Genomic DNA, 21,136 nt, shown 5'->3' on the forward strand with positions numbered 1-21,136 from the left:
AGGCTGTGCGTACGAGTTTCGGCGCAGTCTAATCAGGCCGCGTGCACCTTACAATGCCCCGCGCTGGCTAACCGCTGCCATCATAGAGAAATAAAGCGCCAGATAGTTCCGCAGCATCCTCCAGATAGCGCACGGCGTAAACCTTCATCACCTCACAGGGCTTGTAAACCGCCACCTGGAGCCTTGACCAGCCAGATCGAGATGCTTCCCATGCGAGCCCGCAAAGGCACAGACAATTGCATTTTCCACGCAACACTGATGGCACCGTCGACGGCGACGAAATAGCCCTTGGATTCCCGACACAAGAGCTGCCATATCCAGATGCGGCACTTTTCGGCAATGCCTGCGGACTAAGGTGATGCGCTGTACCGAAATGGCCATTAGCTATAGCATCGCCACATCGATACCCGCCTCCCAACACATCCCCCTCCCAGACGACGAAATCCCCCCATGAACAGACTTCTCGCAGTCACCGCTGTACTGGCTCTGACCGGATGCGCCACGGCTTCCAACACCTATCTGACCAATGGCGAACAAGGCCTGAGCATCGACTGCTCCGGGGAAGCCGGCTCCTGGGCCAGCTGCTATGAAAAAGCCGAAGCGTCCTGCGCCGGCACGGGCTATCAGATCGTCAGCACCGAAGGCACACCCGCCCCCAAGGAGAGCGACAAGACCCTGGGAGTCGACGTTGGCAACTACAAAAGCCGCAGCGTGATAGTCGTCTGCAAATAGCGGGCAAACGCCCCACTACATGTGAATCTCGGCAAACTTGATGCCCAGGCCGCGAATGGTTTCGATCAGATCGTCAAGACGGGAAAAGGATTCCACCTCGTCGCTCTCATCCACCAGAAAGTAGCTGCGTCCGGCACTCTTCTTGAAAAACACAATCCATTCCCCGGAGTTGGCCGGGTTCTGAATCACGTGAGTGGCAGAGATCAAGCCCTCTGCATGCTTTTCCCTGACGTGTTCCCGCTTCATGCTTTCTCCCAAAAAGACGATGCCGCCAAGGCTTGAACCCGGGCGGCATCGTTGACGATAGGGGATAGTTTATCGGATGCCCTGGCCTATCAGCACGCCCTCTACTGTCTGACCGTACAAATTTACCCCGTCATTGGCGTGAAACTTGATTCGGGTCTTCTCGATGGAGCCCTCCACCAGGCGCGGGTCCTGGGGCCGCTCGTGGCTGTTGACGAAGGCCGCCACATCCCAGGCCTGCTGGTCGCTCAGGCTGCCGCCCTTGCCCAGGGGCATGTTGTGCTTGATAAAGGACGCCGCCGTATTGATCCGATGCATCCCCGCGCCCCAGTTGTAGGAATCCTTGCCCCAAAGCGGCGGCATCACATAGTCCGCGCCAGCCTTCTGGCCCTGACCTTGCTCGCCATGGCAGACCGCGCATTGCGCCTGATACACCGCCGCGCCCCGCTTCAGGTCATAGCCCTTGGCAGGCTGGGCCACATCCGGATACCCCCTTCCAGGCAGCTCCACGCCCAGGGGCGCCTTGCTCGCCAGCCAGTAGGCATAGACCGACAGCGCAGTAATCTCCGGACTGTCCGCCGCCGGCGGCTTGCCACCATTCATGCTGAACTGGAAGCAGCCCTGCAAGCGTTCGGCAAAGGTGTTCACCTTGTCGTTCTTCTTGCGGTAGGCGGGATACATCGGATAGGCGCCCCAAAGCGGCGCGGAGTTGGCCAGGCGGCCCTGGTCAAGGTGACAGTTGCTGCAATTGAGCCCGTTGCCCACGTACTGCGGCGCCAGGCGCTTGGTGTCGACAAACAAGGCATGACCTTCGCGCACCAGCTTGCCGTAGGCATTGTCCGGTAACTCGCCCTCGGCCGGCGGCTGGAAGTACTGGGTATGAGCGGAAGCGCTTGGCGCCGGTATCTGCGACTGATCCTCCATGGCGATGGAGGCGGCCTGAACTTGAACGGCAAGCAATGCCATCAACGGCCCGGCAATCAATAGTTTCATGGCCGCGCCTCCTGAGGTTGCAAGCTGGCAAAGTAGTCCGCCACTGCGGTGACTTCTTCGGCACTCAAGGACTTGGCGACATGCCCCATCAGGTCGTTGGGGTCGTTGTGCCGACTGCCATCGCGCCAGGCATTGAGTTGCGCCACCAGGTAGCCGGCCGGTTGCCCGGCCAGGGGCGGAAAAGCCACACCGACACCGACACCACCAGGCCCGTGACAACTGACGCATTCGGGAACCTGCCGCTCCCAGGCGCCCCGCAAGGCCAGGCGTTCACCGACACCGCTGGCGGCCTGGCTACGGCCGATCGCTTGGGTTTTCGGCCCGGGCATGGCCGCGAGGGTGGCGGTCACGGCGGTGATTTCGTCTTCGCTCAACGCCTTGGCCAGAGGCTGCATGACCGGACTGCTGCGTGCACCGCTGCGAAAGTCATGCAACTGCTTGGCCAGATAGCCCGCCGGCAAGCCGGCAAGACGCGGGAACCCGGCGGGGGCCAAGCCCATCGCGTCCGCTCCATGACAGGCCAGACAAGCTGTTGCCCCTGGCTGGGTGCCGCCTTGGGTGAAGACTTTCTGCCCATCCACGGCGTGTGCAGATTGCGCAATCAGTAGCATCAGGCCACTCAATAGCATTCGATCCAGTGGGATCATATGGACTCCATTATTCTAGTTATATGCTTAGACCCAGCGGGTATAAGCACACAAATAGTAGGGCAATCGATCCATAGCGACAATGCGAAATTGGTGCGGGTATCTGATGCTGCTCACGAGAGCCGTTTCGGGCCCTGGCGCGGCCCTGGGCTTGGGGTCAGCCGGAGATGCAGGCCTCCCCCGCCTTGCGCACGTCCTGTGGCCGCAGGGGGTTGTTGGACATTTGCTCATGCAGCTTGATGCTGCTGCCGCCGGAGCGCTCATCGATGTAGAACACCGCCGCCGGAGCCGCCGACAGGCTCTGCGGGACGATCACCCGGTAACCTTCCTTGCGCGGCTCAACCTGCAGTGCGCCACGGCTGCCGGAAAGCTTCCCGGACAGGCAATTGGCGTACTCCTGGGGCTTCTTGCCAGAGATGACACTCAGGGTCGGCGGCGTCTGGTTGATATCCGAGACGGAGGCACAACCGCTGATGGCCATGGCCAGAACCCACACCCAGCGCTTCATATAAAATCTCCAATAAAAATCCATCCGACAGCACAGGCGCTGCTTTTCTCCAGAGGCACGGCTTTATCGCCGATAAAAATCCAAATAACTGTTTTAAATTGTCAAAGCCCGAGGCCGGGGCCGAATAATAACCCTTTGGGCCTGATAAACTGCGCCATCGCCCACGCCAACGTTTTGTTTTTGTAGATATAGCCCTTCTGGAGGCGCCCATGAAATTCATCCACCAGCGCGAGCACCTGAACGAAGACGATATCGTCGTCATCGAATGCTCCCAGGTCTGCAACATTCGCCTGATGAGCGACGCCAACTTCCGCAGCTTCAAGAATGGCGGTCGTCACACCTATCACGGCGGAGCCTTCGACAAGTTCCCCGCCAAGATCACCGCCCCCAGCACCGGCTTCTGGAACATCACCATCGACACCGTCAACCGGCGCCCCATCAGCGTGACCCGCAAGCCGAACCTGACTCACTCGATCCGCATCATTCGTCGCTCCAGCTCGAAACTGCGCTAAGCCCCAACCTCCTCGCGACAACAGGTAACCCCGTGCCTCAGACCACCAAATACGTCATCAAATACAAGCTCAATGGTGAGCGCCGCTTCGAATTTGCCCAGCTTGAAAACGGTACCCAGGAAGAAGCCCGGGCCGCCCTGGAAGCCCTGCATGGCCAGTCCGACGACGTCATCAGCGACGTCAGTGTCAGCAAGGCCTTGTAGGCCGTCTTTGCCCAAGACCGATTCAAGCGCAAGCAGCGGAGTGTGCATGGGGTGCCTGAGCCCCAGACTGGAGGAAATCTCTTGCACCCAGGACACTCCCGCCATGCCTGTTTCCTCGCTCCAGGATCGCCTGCAACAACTGGACTGGGCCCGTATTGAGCAGGCCCTCGACCAAGACGGCTGCGCCCGCCTCGAAGGCCTGCTGAGTGCCGGCCAATGCCAGTCCCTGAGGGATCTGTACAAACACCCTGCGCTGTTTCGCTCGAAAGTGATAATGGCCCGCCATGGATTCGGCCGTGGCCAGTACCAGTACTTCCGTTACCCCTTGCCGGAACCGGTCGCCGAGTTGCGCCAGCAGCTGTATCCGTATCTGGTGGACCAGGCCAATCGTTGGAACCAGAGCCTGAATATCGACATCCGCTACCCGGCAGAACATTCGGCATTCATCCAGCGTTGCCAGAGCGCGGGACAGCAGCGCCCCACTGCGCTGTTGCTGCAGTACGGCCCCGAGGACTACAACTGCCTGCATCAGGATCTGTATGGCGAGCACGTATTTCCCTTGCAAGCGGCCTTCCTCCTGTCCCAGCCTGGAACGGAGTTCACCGGCGGCGAACTGGTGCTCACCGAGCAGCGTCCGCGTATGCAGTCACGTCCACAGGTCATTGGTCTGAAGCAAGGTGATGGGGTGATATTCGCCGTGCATCATCGGCCGGTAAAAGGTTCCCGCGGGTACTATCGAGTCACCCTGCGCCATGGCGTCAGTCGCGTGCACAGCGGCCAGCGCCACACCCTTGGAGTGATTTTTCACGATGCCTTGTAGCCATGAGCCGCCCGGCAGCCTCGGGCTTTTCGATGAAAGCGATCTGCAACAGCCGGCACGCATCGAGGTGCTTGGCCCCCAGTCCCGCGTCCTGCGCGGCTTCGCCCTGCCGTGGATCGAAGGGCTACTGCCACAACTTGAGGAAGTGCTGGCCGCGGCGCCGTTTCGCCACATGATCACGCCCGGCGGCTTTACCATGTCCGTCGGCTTGAGCAGTTGCGGCCAGTTGGGCTGGACCAGCGACAGCAAAGGCTATCGCTACAGCCCTATTGATCCGCAAAGCCTGCGTCCCTGGCCGGCAATGCCCGAGGTGTTCCGCCAGTTGGCGCAGACGGCAGCCGAAACCGCCGGCTTCAAAGGCTTCAACCCCGACTCGTGCCTGATCAACTGCTACCGGCCCGGCGCGAAGATGTCCCTGCACCAGGACAAGAACGAACGCGACTTCAGCGCCCCCATCGTCTCCCTGTCCCTGGGTCTGCCGGCAATGTTCCTTTTCGGCGGCCAGCAGCGCGGCGACAAAAGCCAGCGGGTGCCATTGCTGCACGGCGACGTGGTGGTCTGGGGCGGCGTCGATCGCCTGCGCTATCACGGGGTGCTGCCCCTCAAGGACGGCAGCCATCCCCTGCTCGGCCAGCAACGGATCAACCTGACCTTTCGCCGTGCCGGCTCAGAGGTAGAGTTCAACCGCAAGCCCCGGAGTGCCGATCAGGCACCGGGCCGTTAATCTGGCCGCCACTCCGCGCCGAGCACCGACCATGAATGCCCTGACACGCAAACAACAGATTGAACAGGACCCACGCTGGCAAGCCGTGCTCAAACGCGACGCCCGCGCCGATGCGACGTTCGTCTATGCCGTCCGGACCACCGGGGTGTACTGCCGCCCCAGCAGCCTGTCGCGCCTGCCAAAGGCGGAAAACGTCGAGTTCTTCGACAGCGCCCAAGAGGCCGAGGCGGCGGGTTATCGTCCGAGCAAGCGTCAGGCCAGCGACCAGACCCAGGTGGCCGCGCACCATGCGGCACTGGTGGCCGCGGCTTGTCGGCAGATCGAGGCCGCCGAGTCAGCCCCCAGCCTGGAGCAACTGGCGCAGCATGCGGGCGTCAGCAGCTACCACTTTCACCGGGTATTCAAGGCCGCCACCGGACTAACACCGCGGGGCTACGCCAATGCGCAACGCTCGCGCAAAGTCCGCAGCCATCTGCAAAGCGGGCACACGGTGACCACCGCCCTGTACGACGCCGGCTTCAACTCCAACAGCCGTTTCTATGAAGCTGCAGATCAGTTGCTGGGCATGAAACCCAGTGACTACCGCGCCGGCGGGCCCAACACCGATATCCGCTTCGCCGTGGGCCAGTGCTCCCTGGGCGCGATCCTGGTGGCCCAGAGTCACCGGGGCGTCTGCGCCATCCTCCTCGGAGACGACCCCACCCCGTTGGTGGAGGAACTGCAGGACAAGTTTCCCCGCGCCAACCTGATCGGTGCCGACGCAGATTTCGAACGCCTGGTCGCCCAGGTCGTGGGCTTTGTCGAGGCGCCGGCCATCGGCCTGGACCTGCCCCTGGACCTGCGCGGCACCGCATTCCAGGAACGAGTGTGGCAGGCCCTGCAAAGCATTCCCGTCGGCAGCACCGCCAGCTACGCCGAGATCGCCCAGCGTATCGGTGCCCCCAAGGCCATGCGCGCAGTGGCCCAGGCCTGCGCGGCCAACACCCTGGCGGTGGCGATCCCCTGCCACCGGGTGGTGCGTAGCGACGGCAGTCTTTCCGGCTACCGCTGGGGCGTGGAGCGCAAGCGTCAGTTGCTGGAACGCGAAACGCTGTCCGAGGCCTGAATCCCGATGTAGATCGCCAGCGAATCGGCGCTGGTATAGACCTCAAAGTCCGTGGCAAATGCCCGATCTTGAGCACCCCCGGGAAAAGTCAGCTGGCCGAGGACGCCCCTCTCCTGCTAAAAACCACCGGCTGCCTCGTCCAATCCTGCCGCCGGAGAACCATGCACATGAGCCAATGGACCGATAGTCGCCTCCTCGATCTGCTGGGCATCGACCTGCCCATCATTCAAGCCCCCATGGCGGGCGCCAACGGCTCCGCCATGGTGATTGCCGTGTCCCGGGCCGGCGGTCTGGGCTCGTTGCCATGCGCCATGCTCACCCCGGAACAGATCCGCCAGGAAGTGCAGGTCATTCGCTCAGCCACTCGGCAGCCGCTGAACCTGAACTTCTTCTGCCATCAGGTACAGGCCGTGGACAGCGCGCAGGAGAGCCGCTGGAAGAACGCCCTGCAACCCTACTACCGCGAACTGGGCGCCGACTTCGATGCACCGACGCCGGTCAGCAATCGGGCGCCCTTCGACGAAGCGGGTTGCCAGTTGGTGGAAGAGCTGCGGCCCGAGGTGGTGAGTTTTCACTTCGGATTGCCAGAGCCGACGCTGCTGGCCCGGGTCAAGGCCACCGGGGCCAAGGTGCTCTCTTCGGCCAGCACCGTGGACGAAGCCCTATGGCTCGAAGCGCGCGGCTGCGACGCGGTGATTGCCATGGGCTACGAAGCTGGTGGCCACCGGGCAATCTTCCTCAGCGACGACCTCAACACCCAGGTGGGCACCATGGCCCTGGTGCCGCAGATCGTCGATGCACTGAAGGTGCCGGTGATCGCCGCCGGTGGCATCGGCGACGCCCGGGGCATTGTCGCGGCAATGGCTCTGGGCGCCTCGGCAGTCCAGCTGGGCACTGCCTACCTGTTCACTCCAGAAGCCAACATCAGCGCCGCCCATCACCGGGCCCTGCGTACCGCCAAGGAAAGCCAGACCGCACTGACCAACCTGTTCACCGGTCGCCCCGCTAGAGGCATCGTCAACCGGGTGATGCGCGAAATCGGCCCCATCAGTTCCCTGGCGCCAGCGTTTCCCCGCGCTGGCGGAGCCTTGCTGCCGCTGAAGGCCAAGGACGATGCCGACTTCGCCAATCTCTGGTCCGGCCAGGCCCTGCGCCTGGGAGTGGAGCTGCCTGCCTACGAGCTGACCCTGCGTCTGGCCGAACAGGCCCTGGCGCAGCTCAAGCGGCGCTGACCGGCCGGCGCCGCGACCACGGTCGCGGTGCTGGTTGCCGCACCGGTTGATGTGCCGGTTGCAGCCCTTTGCCAGCGAGGCCTGCGGCACAGTTCCGCTGATCGAGAATTCGCTATATATTTCGCTATACAGCGACACTCGCTGCCCTGGGTGCAGATTCCCTCCGAGCATTCGCTGCCCAACGCGCCCTTCTCTCCAATGGAGCTGTTCGATGAACCTTAGTGCTTCAGGTTTTGCCCCGACTTGCCTCGCTAGCCTGCTCGCCCTCTTCGCCTTCGGCTCGGCCCAGGCCGCTGAAGTCCAGGTGGCGGTCGCTGCCAACTTCACCGCACCGATCCAGGCCATCGCCGCCGACTTCGAAAAAGACACAGGCCACAAGCTGGTGGCCGCCTACGGTGCCACCGGGCAGTTCTATGCCCAGATCAAGAACGGCGCGCCTTTCGAGGTCTTCCTCTCTGCCGACGACAGCACCCCGCAGAAACTCGAAAGCGAGGGCGACATCGTCAAGGGCTCGCGCTTCACCTACGCCATCGGCACCCTGGCCCTGTGGTCGGCCAAGGACGGCTACGTCGACAGCCAAGGCCAGGTGCTCAAGGACAATCAGTACCAGCACCTGTCCATTGCCAACCCCAAGGCGGCGCCTTACGGCCTGGCCGCGACCCAGGTGCTGGCCAAGCTGGGCCTGACCGACAAGGTCAAGGCCAAGATCGTCGAGGGCCAGAACATCACCCAGGCCTATCAGTTCGTCTCCACCGGCAACGCCGAACTGGGTTTTGTCGCCTTGTCGCAGATCTATAAAGACGGCAAAGTCACCAGCGGCTCAGCCTGGATAGTCCCGGCCCAGATGCATGATCCAATCAAGCAGGATGCGGTGATCCTCAACAAGGGCAAGGACAACCCGGCCGCCAAGGCGCTGGTTGACTACCTCAAGGCGCCCAAAGCCGCCGCCGTCATCAAATCCTACGGTTATCAACTGTAAATGAGCCTTTCGAGTGCCGATTTTTCCGCCATCTGGCTGACCCTTAAACTGGCGTCCCTGACGACCCTCATCCTACTGGTCATCGGTACTCCGATTGCGTTATGGCTGTCGCGCACCCGCTCCTGGTTGCGCGGGCCGATCGGCGCCGTGGTGGCATTGCCTCTGGTGTTGCCACCCACGGTGATAGGTTTCTATCTGCTGCTGGCCCTCGGGCCCAACGGCTTCTTCGGCCAGTTCACCCAGTCCTTGGGGCTGGGCACCCTGACCTTCAGTTTCAGCGGCCTGGTGCTGGGCTCGGTGATCTATTCCATGCCCTTTGTGGTGCAACCGCTGCAAAACGCCTTTTCTGCCATTGGCAGCCGCCCTCTGGAAGTGGCCGCCACCCTGCGCGCCAATCCCTGGGACACTTTCTTCTCGGTGATCCTGCCTCTGGCCCGGCCGGGCTTCATCACCGCCTCGATTCTCGGCTTTGCCCACACCGTCGGCGAGTTCGGCGTGGTGCTGATGATCGGCGGCAACATTCCTGACAAGACCCGGGTGGTCTCGGTGCAGATCTACGATCACGTCGAGGCCATGGAGTACGCCCAGGCCCACTGGCTGGCCGGCGCCATGCTGGTGTTCTCGTTCCTGGTGCTGCTGGCGCTGTACTCCAGCCGCAAGACCCGTGCTGGCTGGAGCTGAGTCGATGAGCATTCACGTCAAGCTGAACCTGGACTACCACGACTTTGCCCTGGACCTCGACCTGCAACTGCCGGGGCGCGGCGTCACCGCGCTCTATGGCCATTCAGGCTCGGGCAAGACCACTTGCCTGCGCTGCATTGCCGGCCTGGAAAAGGCCGGACGTGGGCGGATCCAGATCAACGATGAAATCTGGCAGGACAGCCAGCGCCAGCTGTTCATCCCGCCCCACAAGCGCTCCTTGGGTTATGTATTCCAGGAGGCCAGCCTGTTTCCCCACCTGTCGGTCCAGGCCAACCTGGAGTTCGGCCTGCGCCGCATTCCCCGGCAGCAGCGCCGGGTGGACATGGGCCAGGCCACCGAGTTGCTGGGCATCGGCCATCTGCTCCAGCGCCACCCGCAGAACCTCTCGGGCGGCGAACGCCAGCGCATCGGCATCGCTCGAGCCCTGCTCACCAGCCCACGGCTGCTGCTGATGGACGAACCCCTGGCGGCCCTGGACTCGAAACGCAAAGGTGAAATCCTGCCCTATCTGGAGCGGCTGCACGACGAGCTGGATATCCCGGTGCTGTACGTCAGCCACTCCCAGAATGAAGTGGCGCGGCTGGCCGACCATATCGTGCTGCTCAGTGACGGCCGCGCACTGGCCAGCGGTCCCATCGGGCAAACCCTGGCACGACTGGATCTGCCCCTGGCTCTGGGGGATGACGCCGGGGTCGTGGTGGAAGGCCGGGTCAGCGACTATGACGCGACCTACCAACTGCTGACCCTGCAACTGCCCGACAGTCAATTACGGGTGCGCGTGGCCCACCAGCCCCTGGCGCTGGGCAAGTCCCTGCGTTTCAAGGTCCAGGCCCGGGACGTCAGCCTGAGCCTGCAGGCCAGCGAACACAGCAGCATTCTCAATCGCCTGCCGGTGACCGTCAGCGACGAGATTCCCGCAGATAACGCCGCCCACGTCCTGGTACGCCTGGACGCGGCCGGCACCCCGCTGCTGGCCCGCATCACCCGCTACTCCCGGGATCAGCTCGACCTGCACCCCGGTCAACAACTCTGGGCGCAGATCAAGGCGGTGGCGGTACTGGCATGACACCGGGCAAGCCAGCCCTCTGGCATGCGCGCCGAACCGGTACCGATCGCCTGAACTTCACGTTGAAACGCGCCTGGATATAAAAAAGAGGTCTCCACACTAGAACGGGTTCGATTACTTCATCGTAGTTGCCCTGGAGTCTCGATCCATCGAGCAACTACGACAAATGACAACACTATTTCAGAGGGAAATAGTTCAGGCAGTAAATTCAACCACTCCGCCGTTCAAGTGATACATGGCACCGACTATTTTTATTTTTCCTTCTTTTTCCAACTGGCTCAGCATGGAACTTTCCTGGCGAATTTCATTGATGGTGTTCTGCACGTTGGTCTTGGCCACTGCATCCACAAACTCATCGTTCCTACTGCTGCGTTCTCCAGCGTACTTAGTTGCACCGATGGCCGGTTTGATCTTGTTCAGCAGCCCGGTCAGGCTACCCAATTCGACATTGTCGATAGCACCTTTGATGGCGCCACATGCAGTATGCCCCATCACCAGAATGACTTTGGCCCCGGCGGCCGCACAGGCGAACTCCAGACTGCCGATCAGGTCACTGTTGGCGACATTCCCGGCGATACGGGCATTGAAGGTATCGCCAATCCCGGCATCCAGAATGATCTCCGCCGGCGCTCGTGAATCAATGCAACTGAGGATCACCGCCGCCGGAAACTGCCCGCTCGCACTGGCTCTTTTCTGTGCCAGATAGTCGTGTTGATCCATTTTTCCGTTGCGAAAGCGCAGATTGCCTTCCTTCATACCGGCAATGACTTGATCCGGCGTCATGTTATCGCGCTGTTCCTTGCTCAAGGACGCGGCATAGGAAAAACTTGATATACCCAACCCCACCCCTGCGACAATACTGACAGCAGTCAAACCCAGCGCTGTTTTCAACACCGTACGTCTACTACTGGATGAGCATTCTTCACAATTATTAGTAACGTTGTTTTGCATATCAGCCACCTCGAACAATAAATTCCGGAGATCCACCACCTGGATTAAAGTTCGCACCTCAAACTGAGTCAACCCAACAAAACCCAAACAATCCAAAGATCAAAAAACTGCAATTAACACAATAACAACAAAGAATAAAAAAACTTTCACATTGATAATTTCCAGTCTCGCTCCAGGGCTGAGGAGCCTTCTGCGGGACCTGGAGCAAACGGCGCAATCCATATCAAAGTTCCCGTCGGCGAATCAGCGGGCTTGTCAGTCAGATAATTCCGCGGTTAGGCTACGCACCTTCTTTCCCGTCCCTGGACGATTGCCGACGTGAACAACTAAGCCTTCCCAAAATGTCTTCGCAATGAGCCCTGCAAGTGCTCATTGGCCTGCTAACACATTTTCCGGAGGTGCTGATGACTCACGTCACCCGGCTGCCTGCGCTGGTTTCACTGAACCAGCTGACTTATCAATTCGCCAATGGCGAAACCTTGCTCGATGCCCTGACCCTCAGCTTCGATCGCCTGCCCACGGCCATAGTCGGGCGTAATGGCATGGGTAAATCCCTGTTGCTGCGCCTGATCGCCGGAGAACTGCAGCCCTCTTCCGGCAGCCTCAATTGCGCCGCCAGCCTCGCCTATGTCCCCCAGGACCCGCTGCCTGCTCCGCAGCAGACGGTGGCCCAGGTCGCAGGCGTCGCTGATGCCCTGAGGGCCCTGCAGCGCCTGGCAGCCGGTAACGCCGACCCGGAAGACCTGCTGCGGGTGGATGACCGCTGGGACCTGGCCGAGCGCCTGCGTCAGGCTCTGGATGAGGCCGGCTTGCAACATCTGGAACCGGATCATCCGGCGGCGAGCCTGAGCGGCGGGCAACTGGCCCGAGTGGTGCTGGTCGGTGCTCTGCTCAGCGACGCCGACCTGCTGTTGCTCGACGAGCCCAGCAACCACCTGGACCGTGCCGGACGCTGCTGGCTGATGGCGCAACTGCGCCACTGGCGCGGCGGCTTGATCCTGGTCAGCCATGACCGCCAGTTGCTGATGCAGGTACAACGCATCGTTGAGCTCAGTCCCCAGGGAGCCCAGGTCTACGGCGGCAACTACGCGCTGTACCAGGCTCAGCGTCAGGCCCATGACGATGCCGCCCAGGCGGCACTGGAACATGCCCGCACCCAGCGCAGCCGTGAACACAAGCGTCTGCAACGCGAGCACGACACCATCCAGCGCCACGCCGCTACATCGCGTAAATACGCCAAGACCGCCAACATCTCCAGCTTCGAGCGAGCCAAGATACTGGGCGCCGCCCGGGACATCATGGGTCAGGTGCGTCACAGCCATCAGGGGCACAAGAGCGCCCTTGATGAGCAAGTACGCAGTGCCTATGCCCGGGTTACCGCGCAACAACCGACCCTGCTGACCCTGCCCGATACCACCCTGCAGGCAGGCCAGCCAGTGCTCAACCTGCAGCAGGCGCAATTGCCCTGGCTGGACCGCCGGTCGCCGGCGTCCTATCTCACCTGCAACATCAGCGGCCCGGCACGCATTGCCCTGATCGGCCCCAACGGTTGCGGTAAATCCACATTGCTGAAGATGCTCGCCGGTCAATTGCAACCCCTGAGCGGCGACTGCCGGGTGACGGTGAACAGCGCCTACCTGGACCAGCACCTGCTGCAACTGGCCCCCGGCACCTCATTGCTGGAGCAACTGGCCAATGCCGCTACACCACTGGAGGAAAGTGCCTTGCGCACCTGCCTGGCACGCCTGCAACTGGATGCTCGGCGGGTGCAGCAACCCTGCGCCCTGTTGAGCGGCGGAGAGCGGCTGAAAGCGGCGTTGGCGCTGGCATTGTGGGGGGGCAGCCCGGCGCGCTTGCTGCTGCTCGACGAGCCAACCAATCACCTGGACCTGGAATCGGTACAGGCCTTTGAACAAGCCCTGCGGGACTACCCCGGGGCACTGGTAGTGGCGTCCCACGATCAGGACTTCCTCCAGGCCCTGGCACCGACCCATGAGCTGCAATGGTCCCCACGGGGCTGGGAGTTACTGGAGCGTCGCCAATAACACAGTGCCTTATCGCAAAAAACCGCGGACAGGCGCGTGCCCATGCTAGATTCGCGTCCTCTTATCCATAGACAAGGAGCGTCACGCCATGCAGTTCGGCTACACCATCATCTATGTGCCCAAGGTCGAAGATTCCCTGGCCTTCTTTGAGCAGGCCTTCGGCTTCAAGCGGCGGTTTCTCCATGAGTCCGGCACCTACGGCGAACTGGAAACCGGTAGCACCACCCTGGCCTTCGCCGATCACGACCTGGCAGAACTGAACTTCAAGGCTGGCCACGTCGCCGCCCATTCCTCGCCGCACCCTCTGGGCATGGAACTGGGACTGGTGACCGACGACGTCCATGCAGCCCATGCCCGAGCCCTGGAACAGGGCGCCCAGGAACTGGCGGCCCCCAGCAGCAAACCCTGGGGGCAGACGGTGTCCTACGTGCGTTGTCCGGATGGCACCCTGGTGGAGCTCTGCACCCCAGTGGGTGCTTGAGTCCAGGGAGTACGGGAGGAAGTCGGGCAGAACGTTACTTGAGCTTGACGGCGGTCCCGGTGGCAAACACCACCACCATGCCGCCACGCCCAGAAGGCATGCTGATCTCGAAATCCACGCCGACCACTGCGTCGGCATTGAACTGACGGGCCCGCTCCTTGATTTCGCTGGTGGCCTGGATCCGCGCTTCCTTCAAGGCGCGCTCCAAGGTCTGAGAGCGACCACCAAAGAAGTCGCGCATGCCGGCAAAGAGATCGCGGACCACGTTGATACCCTGGACGGATTCAGCACTGACGATGTCCAGATACGCGGCAATTTCCCGACCTTCGATATGGGCGGTGGTGGTGACAATCATGTATTTCTCCCTTGAACAGACATTCCGTCCCGAGCTCCCGGGACATTAAGGCTGGCGATGGTATCAGAGCGACGGTGAGGGTCGGTCATGGGCAACAATGGCGTCGCCACACACAACAGCCCCGCTCTGGAGCGGGGCTTGGGATCAGGGCTTCAAGGGACGTTCTTCGTCCAGTTCCGACAGGCTCTTGCCATCGTCCGGGTGTTTCCAGGTTTGCGGTGGCGGCTCCTTGTGCTCGACCTGGTACTGCGCCGCCTCGTCACTGCGCTCCTGCTCATAAGGGCGTTGCTGTTGTGTTGCCATGCCCACCTCTCTTCCTGAAGGGATTTTTAACTCGCCATTTCAGGTTAGAACAGATCCGGCAATGGCTCGTTTTTGCCGACAAAACACACCCTGAGCAAGATGAAACTTCTTTCACCCAGACGCTAACTCCGTCTGTGTATAGTTGCTTCGCTCATTCAAGCAACTACAGTTCGCCCGCGCGCTCGCGCGGTTTTTTTTTTGCCTCAAGCCCCTCTGCGGGGGAGCTGTTACTGCGGATCAATCTCCTGGCAGTCCTTGAGCAGTTGCTGCTCCTTGGCGGTGTGATCTGCCTCCAGGAACGACAACACGCCCAGCTTGCCCTTGGTGTGCCAGCGAAAGCTGTTCTGTTCATCGTCTGCCACATACAGCGCGCCGGAAGCCGAGCGAGCAATGTGCATGGGAATCAATTGCTCCTTGTAGTAGAGCGTGGCAAATGAGGTGCCATTGTCGATATTCAGGTAGGCCGCATCGATGCGGACATTACCCTCGCACTGATAGCGCGCCACCTGGCTCTGATAGGCCGGCTCAGGGGCGGGCGCCTGCGCCTGGGCAGCCTCGGTCAAAATCGGCAGGGCCGAAGCCAGAGCTGCGGCGCAGAGCGTTGCGAGACGAGTTTTCACGGTATTTCCCCCGAATGGTCAAAGATGCCCCATGGGACTGGTGATAGCGATTTTAGTTCATGCCCGAGAGGCCTTCGCCCGGTCCTGCCGACCGCTCCAGAGCAGAGGGCTCGTGTGCAGGGCTGAAGCTTGCGAAACCAGATATTGATGCATCGCCCCACCCTGCACGTCGCCGTTACAGGTGCCTGATCCCATCAGCTAGAACAGCTCGTCCAACTGTTCAAAGAAGATCCGCCTTGAAGGATTGTCCGGGAGTCCCAAGCCTTGGAGAAACTCAGCCGCGTCCGCCTCGCAAAGCACTTCGCGGAGATCGCGTTGGATAAAGGCGATGTCCAGCCAGCGGTCGGCCAACCCGCCCCGCCCCAGATCGATGAAATACAGCTCATCGCGACCATCGATGAAGATGTTGCTGTCCCCCAGATCACCATGGGAAAAAACCAGGTCTTCAATGGGCCGGGTACGCTGCAGATGCGTCCGCAGGGCCTCGGGGCCGGCCAACCCAGGCCATTGGGCCAGGTCATATTCCGCAGCGCACAGTCCCTGGGCCATCAGGTAATCCAGCTCGGCGAGGCGCATCGAGACTCCGGCATCGAATGGACACTCGTCCACCGCCACTGACTGCATTTGATGCAGCGCCTCGCGAAACAGCGGCAGTGCCGGTTGGCCGGCGGCTATGCAAGAGGACAATGGAACACCCGGCACAGAGCGGGTAATCATAAACTCGCCTTCACCCCCCGACTCCACCAGCACCAGTTCGGGAACCTTGAGGCGCCCGTCCAGCCAATCAAGTACACGAGCCTCCCGCAAGACGCCGTAGGTGGTGGGGGCATAGAGAGCCGCCGAGAACTTGAGGAAGAAGCGCTCGTTGCCGCGAAGGAAGCTATACACACGGCAAGGCGACTCACCCACGGTGTCCGGGACTAGCTGCGCATCACCAATGAAGCACGCGATGGCCTCAGGCAGTTTCAATGTCATGGGGGTCACACTGTTTCCAACCATTTTTATCAGACCGATACCGGGGGCTCGACCCGATCGCGGGGCATCAGGGTCAAGTAGTCTTCAAGGGAGTCCGAGGACAGCGGCTTGATCATGATGCGCACCCTGTGCCGTAACTGGCCCAGCTCTATCCCGTCACGGGTACGGGCCTCGACATAGCCACAGGCTCTCCAGAAACCCTCGGCCCGGACGTTCTCGAACACCACGCTCAACCGCAGCCAGCGCGCGCCCTACCCGGCCGCCCAGTCTTCAAGCTCGCGGTGCAACTGCCGGGCAACGCCCCGGCCCTGAAGCGAGCTGGCCAGCAATCCAGTGGTTGAATGAGGCAATAGCCCTTGTGGCATGGGGTAACACTCCTAAAGGTCCACAGGCCCCGTGCATGAAAGGGCGATCCTAGTGCTCCCTGCCCCCCCGGGGACATGGTCAATTTGTTGAAAAATGTGTAGGGCACTGTGCCGGACCAAGACTCAGGTAGGCGACAGGACTTATCATCGACGCCCCTCGCCAGCGGCTCAGCCCGGCCCCACCCAACAGCGGATTCCAGCCATGCCTACCCCTTTGTCCTCGCCGGGTTACCAGCGCCTGCTGGACCTGCAGCAACGCATCCATGGCTTCACCCGGGACCAGGCAGCCGAGCGCGACGACCACCCCGAAGACCTGACGGGGCCGCTGTGGGTCAGTGACTACAACTACCTGGCCCTGGCCCCAATGCGTGGTGGCCTGCATCTGGAGTTTCATGGCGACCTGTGGGAAGAGCCCTTTGCCTGGACCCTGGAATGCCTCGCCGACCAGGCAGTGGCCGACACCCTCAGTTCCCTGGCCTTTTCTGGCCCGGACCAAGGGTCAAACGGCACCCGCGAATGGGAGTTCACGCCCTTGTTGGACAGCGACGTGAACTTTCCCATTCTCAGGTCGCTGTCGGTTCGCCCCAGCGAGCCCCAGGATCACAATGCCTCGCTGATCCAGAAAGCCGGCATGCTGATGGAGGAAGCAGGAGAGATCGCCCGCTTTGTCGCCAAGGCGCCGCATCTGAGCGAATTGACCCTGCCCAATGCCCCCGACTCGAGCTTCTTCCAGGTCCATCTGCCGCACCTTACCCACCTGCGTATTGGCGGCCATTGGGACACCCAGCACTTCATTGCCAACCTGGCCAGCTCGGACAATCTGCCGCGGCTGAGCAACCTGGACTTCACCGAATCCAGCGCGCTGCAGAACAACTGGGCGGATCAGCGCGAAGAACAGTCCGTCACCTCCTTCGCCGACTATGAACAACTATTCGCCAGTACTGCCTGCGACCCTTTGAGGGCGCTGCGCCTGCGCAACACCTGCCTGAGCCTGGAACAGCTCGAGAGCCTGCAACAACTGCGCCCTGCATTGCAGTTCATGGTGATCCAGGCCGCTGGCGGCGGCTACGTAAAGCATTTTGCCCGGCAAGTATTTCCCTGGCGGCATCTAGTGCAGCCGGATCCGGGACAACGCTGAAACAGCCAAGGAACAGCAAGCGACAATCAGTGCTAGGTTTAAGCATCGATTAATTGAGTTTCCACTCTGGGCGCAAGTTTGCAGTCTCCGCCATGACCGAAAGGAATCGTTCATGAACGCGGACTACAAACTGAAAAAAACAACCGGAAACACTGCCAAAAACCTGCTTTATCTGCTCTACAGCCTCTGCAGCTACGTGATTTTTCTCCTGACCTTTCTCTACTTGATTGGTTTTCTCGGTTCGTTGTTGGTACCAAAAAACATTGACTCAGGGGTATATCGCCATGGGCTGGTTGCAACAGTTATAGATATCGCCCTTATCACCCTGTTCGCGGTCCAGCACAGCGTCATGGCCCGCGAAGGCTTCAAGAAAAAAATAACCAGGATCATTCCCGCCCCCATAGAGCGAGCGACTTATGTTCTATGCAGCAGCCTGATGCTGATCCTCTTGTTCATCCTGTGGCAACCCATCCCGGGCGTGGTCTGGACCGTTCAGGCCGAGGGTTTCAGAGGGTTGCTGAACGGCTTGTACTGGGCGGGATGGGGGCTTGCGCTAATGGCAACCTTTCTGATCAGCCATCTTGAGTTATTTGGTTTGAAACAGGCTTACCGTGGCATCTACAAAACCCAGCCGGAGCCCCTCAACTTCATCACGCCCTTTCTCTACAAGGTTGTTCGCCACCCCATGTACCTGGGCTTTCTCATAACCTTCTGGGCAACACCTGAGATGACTGTCGGACACCTCGTGTTCGCACTGACCTGCACCGCTTACATATTCGTGGGAACCCATCTCGAAGAGAAAGACATGGCCAGAGTCTTTGGCAAGCAATACCTGGCTTATAAACAGCAGGTTGGCATGCTGCTGCCTTCACGCAAAAAACCTGAGTTGCGAAGAAGGTTGAACGCTCTTGAAATCCTGATTGGGAGGACGTCTCCAACAGTCACTCCCCTCCCCCACAGGTCCTTCAAGAGAAACGCACCTGCCGTTGACATGGACCTGATATGACCAATACGCCGCTATTGAAGAGGCGCGACAGTCACATCGGTCTGCCCGCTCCGGGCCAGTGCGGCCTTGACGAATCCTTCGGCCTTCTTGCGCTTGATGAAGTCCCTGACATAGGTCGCGCCTGCTTCCCGCTGCCGCGGCACTGCCATGGCCTGACGAATAGCCGTAAACGCACCCTCCAGTACACGATAACCCGGAGTGTTGGCCGCCATCTGCTCCAGGGGTTGGCGCACGCCGGCCGCCGCATCCAGATGCTGTTGAAGATAAAGCTCGACCGCACCCGCCGAGGTTTCCGCCCGTTCAAGCTGAGCATGTTTCAACGTACGAGACAGAAACAGGTCGTAGGCCGCACCTTTGCCCACTGCCAACCGCAGGCCTGGCTGGTCAAGATCCTCGACCGCCTGGAAAGGTGAATCCGCCGCCACCAGATAGGTGCCCTCAATGATGACGTAAGGCTCGCTGAAGGCGATCTGCTCCTCACGCACTGGCTCGATAGCCAGAAAAGCGACATCCCAGATGCCCTCCTCCAACGCCGCAAAGACCTTGCCGGCAGCATCGAAAGTGGCCATCTGCAAACTTACGCCGAGCTCTTCAGCCAGAGCGCCTGCCAAGGCGACCGACACACCTTGCGGCGAACCATCACTACCTTTTTGCGCCAGGACTGGGTTGCCAAAATTAATCGCGGCCCGCAGCACGCCTTGCGGTGCCAGATCGTCCAGGACCGCTTGGTTGATAGCACTCATGTTTTGCTCCGTGAATGAGGTTCAGAAAAAAGCAGGACCGGTGACCGGCAACAGCTAACTGATGGACTCGGACTCGCGCATCACTGTCTTTGCACTATGAGAACAGCCGCCTCAACCCTTTCGCCGTTGCGACCAACCGATCATCATAAAAACGCTCCCGGGTATCCAAAAACCGGGGTTAGAGGTGCCCATTCCCACAGCGAGCAGGGTCATGCCAACTACGAACAATGGTTGCCTGAACAGATTTTCCATAACAAAGAAGCTCCTGTAAAAACCAGCCTCATTTAATCAGAACCACGCCGTTTGAGTGCGGTAAACAGCACATACCGTCTAGCGTACTCGGTTGGCTCCCCTGCCGATCTTTTCTCAAGGCAATAAAGAACCCGCTCAGGGCGGGTTCCAAGGGGGCACGCTTAATAGCCTGCTTGAGAGCGGACAGTGCCAACTTCAGAAAGCAGGTCCGGATTCAACCGGACCTGCCAGATGACCTGCACTAAGGGCATTCGCAAGTAGAAGGACCAAACACCGGACCGCTGCACGGGTCCTTGGATGGGCCAAATACCGGGCACGCAGCCTGGGCAGTCAGGGAAAAACCACAGAGCAGCAGCACAGCCAACATGACTTTCTTCATTTGTAACCTCCTGGTCAGTAGACGAGCAATCCATGCCCACTATCGAGGGCACGAGCAAACACTTAGGGGCACTCGCAAACCGTAGGTTCAAGAACCGGGCCCCAAACACCCGTCCCTCACGCGCCTGCCACCAGAACGGTCAGCGAGCACGCCAAAGGACCCGAAACAGAAAAGACCAGTCACGTCGGTTGCGCCAGTGTGGTGCATTGTCGCGCCAGAGACGAAGCGGCCCCGCAGTCATCACTCCTATCGGATAGGCTAAGACCTTTCGAAGGTAGTCCAATCGATAGCGCCACCTACGTGACAGTGAACAGACAAGCCCACTCCTGAGCCCAAAGGAAAGAATGATGCAACTACTGCCACTCGCCCCCTCAACTATTGGTGAAACGCTTGAACTGCGCCCACTGGAAAATGATGACTTCGAAGCGCTGTACCGTGTGGCATCCGACCCTCTGATCTGGGCTCAACATCCAAGCCCAACGCGCTATCAGGAGTCCGTATTTCACCATTGGTTTAACGAGGCACTTGCTTCAAAAGGCGCGCTTATCGTTATCGATCGCAGCCATAACCAAGTGATCGGCTCCTCTCGTTATTACGAGTTCGATGAGAAGAAGCGAGAAGTGACGATCGGGTACACCTTCCTGGCTCGTGATCGTTGGGGAGGCGGAACCAATAGAGAGTTGAAACATTTAATGCTGACCCATGCATTTCAATGGGTGGACACTGTTTGGTTTCACGTTGACAGCCAGAACGTTCGCTCTCAACGCGCCATGGAAAAAATCGGCGGGCACCTCTCCCATCGCGCCATCAGACAACTCACTGATCGCACTCAAGAGTACCTGCTCTACAAAATAGAGAAGCCGAGTCGCCTTGATTAATACAAAAGCCCGGCATTTGGCCGGGCTTTGCATTTCACAGACAGGAGCATTCAGCTATGTACCACCAATACACTTCCTGTCTATTTCAAGCTCACCGCGAACCTGGATTTCTCGCAAACCAATCTCGGTTGCTCGTGAGCCCTTGACTCCAGCAGAGCGCTCACCATAGATCTGTGAGC

Annotated in this window: 27 protein-coding genes; 15 read left to right on the top strand and 12 right to left on the bottom strand. The window is 60.4% G+C overall.

The genetic code is table 11. The features are described 5' to 3' along the window. Nucleotides 1-450: 450 nt before the first annotated feature. Nucleotides 451-732 (top strand): hypothetical protein, encoded by a 282-nt coding sequence (locus DWF74_RS02625; protein WP_102863257.1) that lies wholly within the window; start codon nt 451-453, stop codon nt 730-732. 15 nt (nt 733-747) lie between these two features. Here DWF74_RS02625 and DWF74_RS02630 read toward each other — a convergent pair whose 3' ends face one another. The 4 genes from DWF74_RS02630 to DWF74_RS02645 form a co-directional block, all read right to left on the bottom strand. Next, nucleotides 748-978, bottom strand: coding sequence for a hypothetical protein (locus tag DWF74_RS02630; protein WP_102863256.1), 231 nt, complete (start codon nt 976-978; stop codon nt 748-750). A gap of 69 nt (nt 979-1,047) precedes the next feature. Then, nucleotides 1,048-1,899, bottom strand: a complete 852-nt coding sequence (locus DWF74_RS02635) for a c-type cytochrome (protein ID WP_430757482.1) — start codon at nt 1,897-1,899, stop codon at nt 1,048-1,050. 65 nt (nt 1,900-1,964) lie between these two features. After that, nucleotides 1,965-2,615, bottom strand: coding sequence for a c-type cytochrome (locus DWF74_RS02640; RefSeq protein WP_102863254.1), 651 nt, complete (start codon nt 2,613-2,615; stop codon nt 1,965-1,967). Nucleotides 2,616-2,772: 157 nt separating this feature from the next. Further along, nucleotides 2,773-3,123 (bottom strand): hypothetical protein, encoded by a 351-nt coding sequence (locus DWF74_RS02645; protein WP_102863253.1) that lies wholly within the window; start codon nt 3,121-3,123, stop codon nt 2,773-2,775. A gap of 209 nt (nt 3,124-3,332) precedes the next feature. Here DWF74_RS02645 and DWF74_RS02650 point away from each other — a divergent pair, with 209 nt between their 5' ends. From DWF74_RS02650 to modC, 9 genes are all read left to right on the top strand, one after another. Next, nucleotides 3,333-3,635 (top strand): DUF1883 domain-containing protein, encoded by a 303-nt coding sequence (locus tag DWF74_RS02650; protein WP_011061687.1) that lies wholly within the window; start codon nt 3,333-3,335, stop codon nt 3,633-3,635. A gap of 32 nt (nt 3,636-3,667) precedes the next feature. Further along, the gene (locus DWF74_RS30325; protein WP_162884057.1) at nt 3,668-3,838 is read left to right on the top strand and encodes a hypothetical protein; all 171 of its coding nucleotides are present in this window, start codon (nt 3,668-3,670) and stop codon (nt 3,836-3,838) included. Between the two features lie 103 nt (nt 3,839-3,941). Further along, the gene (locus DWF74_RS02655; RefSeq protein ID WP_115580247.1) at nt 3,942-4,658 is read left to right on the top strand and encodes a 2OG-Fe(II) oxygenase; all 717 of its coding nucleotides are present in this window, start codon (nt 3,942-3,944) and stop codon (nt 4,656-4,658) included. Next, entirely contained in the window at nt 4,648-5,382 is a 735-nt protein-coding gene (gene alkB / locus DWF74_RS02660; RefSeq protein ID WP_102863251.1) for a DNA oxidative demethylase AlkB, read from the top strand. The genes DWF74_RS02655 and alkB overlap by 11 nt, the downstream gene beginning before the upstream one ends. 31 nt (nt 5,383-5,413) lie before the next feature. After that, nucleotides 5,414-6,487: a bifunctional DNA-binding transcriptional regulator/O6-methylguanine-DNA methyltransferase Ada gene (gene ada, locus DWF74_RS02665; protein WP_102863250.1), complete on the top strand. Its 1,074-nt coding sequence runs from the start codon at nt 5,414-5,416 to the stop codon at nt 6,485-6,487. Between the two features lie 167 nt (nt 6,488-6,654). After that, nucleotides 6,655-7,719: an NAD(P)H-dependent flavin oxidoreductase gene (locus DWF74_RS02675; protein ID WP_102863249.1), complete on the top strand. Its 1,065-nt coding sequence runs from the start codon at nt 6,655-6,657 to the stop codon at nt 7,717-7,719. A 211-nt stretch (nt 7,720-7,930) separates the two neighbouring features. Beyond that, nucleotides 7,931-8,698, top strand: a complete 768-nt coding sequence (gene modA / locus DWF74_RS02680) for a molybdate ABC transporter substrate-binding protein (protein WP_115580248.1) — start codon at nt 7,931-7,933, stop codon at nt 8,696-8,698. After that, complete coding sequence (gene modB, locus DWF74_RS02685) at nt 8,699-9,379, top strand: molybdate ABC transporter permease subunit (RefSeq protein ID WP_102863247.1); 681 nt, start codon at nt 8,699-8,701, stop codon at nt 9,377-9,379. A 4-nt stretch (nt 9,380-9,383) separates the two neighbouring features. Further along, nucleotides 9,384-10,466, top strand: a complete 1,083-nt coding sequence (gene modC / locus DWF74_RS02690; RefSeq protein ID WP_115580249.1) for a molybdenum ABC transporter ATP-binding protein — start codon at nt 9,384-9,386, stop codon at nt 10,464-10,466. Nucleotides 10,467-10,661: 195 nt separating this feature from the next. On the opposite strand, the gene DWF74_RS02695 is transcribed toward modC, so the two are convergent. Next, nucleotides 10,662-11,417 (bottom strand): carbonic anhydrase, encoded by a 756-nt coding sequence (locus DWF74_RS02695; RefSeq protein ID WP_115582408.1) that lies wholly within the window; start codon nt 11,415-11,417, stop codon nt 10,662-10,664. A gap of 404 nt (nt 11,418-11,821) precedes the next feature. Here DWF74_RS02695 and DWF74_RS02700 point away from each other — a divergent pair, with 404 nt between their 5' ends. Together DWF74_RS02700 and DWF74_RS02705 are read left to right on the top strand one after the other, a co-directional pair. Next, nucleotides 11,822-13,462, top strand: a complete 1,641-nt coding sequence (locus DWF74_RS02700; protein WP_102863574.1) for an ABC-F family ATP-binding cassette domain-containing protein — start codon at nt 11,822-11,824, stop codon at nt 13,460-13,462. 88 nt (nt 13,463-13,550) lie between these two features. Beyond that, nucleotides 13,551-13,943, top strand: coding sequence for a VOC family protein (locus DWF74_RS02705; protein WP_102863245.1), 393 nt, complete (start codon nt 13,551-13,553; stop codon nt 13,941-13,943). Nucleotides 13,944-13,977: 34 nt separating this feature from the next. Here DWF74_RS02705 and DWF74_RS02710 read toward each other — a convergent pair whose 3' ends face one another. The 5 genes from DWF74_RS02710 to DWF74_RS02725 form a co-directional block, all read right to left on the bottom strand. Continuing rightward, nucleotides 13,978-14,298, bottom strand: coding sequence for a YbjQ family protein (locus tag DWF74_RS02710; RefSeq protein WP_102863244.1), 321 nt, complete (start codon nt 14,296-14,298; stop codon nt 13,978-13,980). A 144-nt stretch (nt 14,299-14,442) separates the two neighbouring features. Further along, the gene (locus DWF74_RS30330; protein ID WP_162884058.1) at nt 14,443-14,601 is read right to left on the bottom strand and encodes a hypothetical protein; all 159 of its coding nucleotides are present in this window, start codon (nt 14,599-14,601) and stop codon (nt 14,443-14,445) included. Nucleotides 14,602-14,828: 227 nt separating this feature from the next. After that, nucleotides 14,829-15,221: an MliC family protein gene (locus DWF74_RS02715; RefSeq protein ID WP_115580250.1), complete on the bottom strand. Its 393-nt coding sequence runs from the start codon at nt 15,219-15,221 to the stop codon at nt 14,829-14,831. A 198-nt stretch (nt 15,222-15,419) separates the two neighbouring features. Next, nucleotides 15,420-16,196, bottom strand: a complete 777-nt coding sequence (locus DWF74_RS02720) for an APH(3') family aminoglycoside O-phosphotransferase (RefSeq protein WP_115580251.1) — start codon at nt 16,194-16,196, stop codon at nt 15,420-15,422. 29 nt (nt 16,197-16,225) lie between these two features. Next, nucleotides 16,226-16,420, bottom strand: a complete 195-nt coding sequence (locus DWF74_RS02725) for a hypothetical protein (protein ID WP_205413474.1) — start codon at nt 16,418-16,420, stop codon at nt 16,226-16,228. A 343-nt stretch (nt 16,421-16,763) separates the two neighbouring features. On the opposite strand from DWF74_RS02725, the gene DWF74_RS02730 reads away from it, so the two are divergent. Next, nucleotides 16,764-17,699, top strand: coding sequence for a hypothetical protein (locus DWF74_RS02730; protein WP_115580252.1), 936 nt, complete (start codon nt 16,764-16,766; stop codon nt 17,697-17,699). 112 nt (nt 17,700-17,811) lie between these two features. Then, nucleotides 17,812-18,705 carry a methanethiol S-methyltransferase gene (gene mddA, locus DWF74_RS02735; protein ID WP_115580253.1) on the top strand — a complete coding sequence of 298 codons (894 nt, stop codon included), beginning with the start codon at nt 17,812-17,814 and terminating at the stop codon, nt 18,703-18,705. Between the two features lie 11 nt (nt 18,706-18,716). Here mddA and DWF74_RS02740 read toward each other — a convergent pair whose 3' ends face one another. Further along, nucleotides 18,717-19,448 (bottom strand): ABC transporter substrate-binding protein, encoded by a 732-nt coding sequence (locus DWF74_RS02740; protein ID WP_102863238.1) that lies wholly within the window; start codon nt 19,446-19,448, stop codon nt 18,717-18,719. 493 nt (nt 19,449-19,941) lie between these two features. Further along, entirely contained in the window at nt 19,942-20,079 is a 138-nt protein-coding gene (locus tag DWF74_RS30600; RefSeq protein ID WP_240322014.1) for a PA0050 family protein, read from the bottom strand. 347 nt (nt 20,080-20,426) lie between these two features. Between DWF74_RS30600 and DWF74_RS02745 the strand changes: the two genes are divergently transcribed. Next, nucleotides 20,427-20,957: a GNAT family N-acetyltransferase gene (locus DWF74_RS02745; RefSeq protein WP_115580254.1), complete on the top strand. Its 531-nt coding sequence runs from the start codon at nt 20,427-20,429 to the stop codon at nt 20,955-20,957. The last annotated feature ends 179 nt before the right edge of the window (nt 20,958-21,136 follow it).

The organism is Pseudomonas protegens, assembly GCF_003363755.1.
GTDB lineage: Bacteria > Pseudomonadota > Gammaproteobacteria > Pseudomonadales > Pseudomonadaceae > Aquipseudomonas > Aquipseudomonas danubii.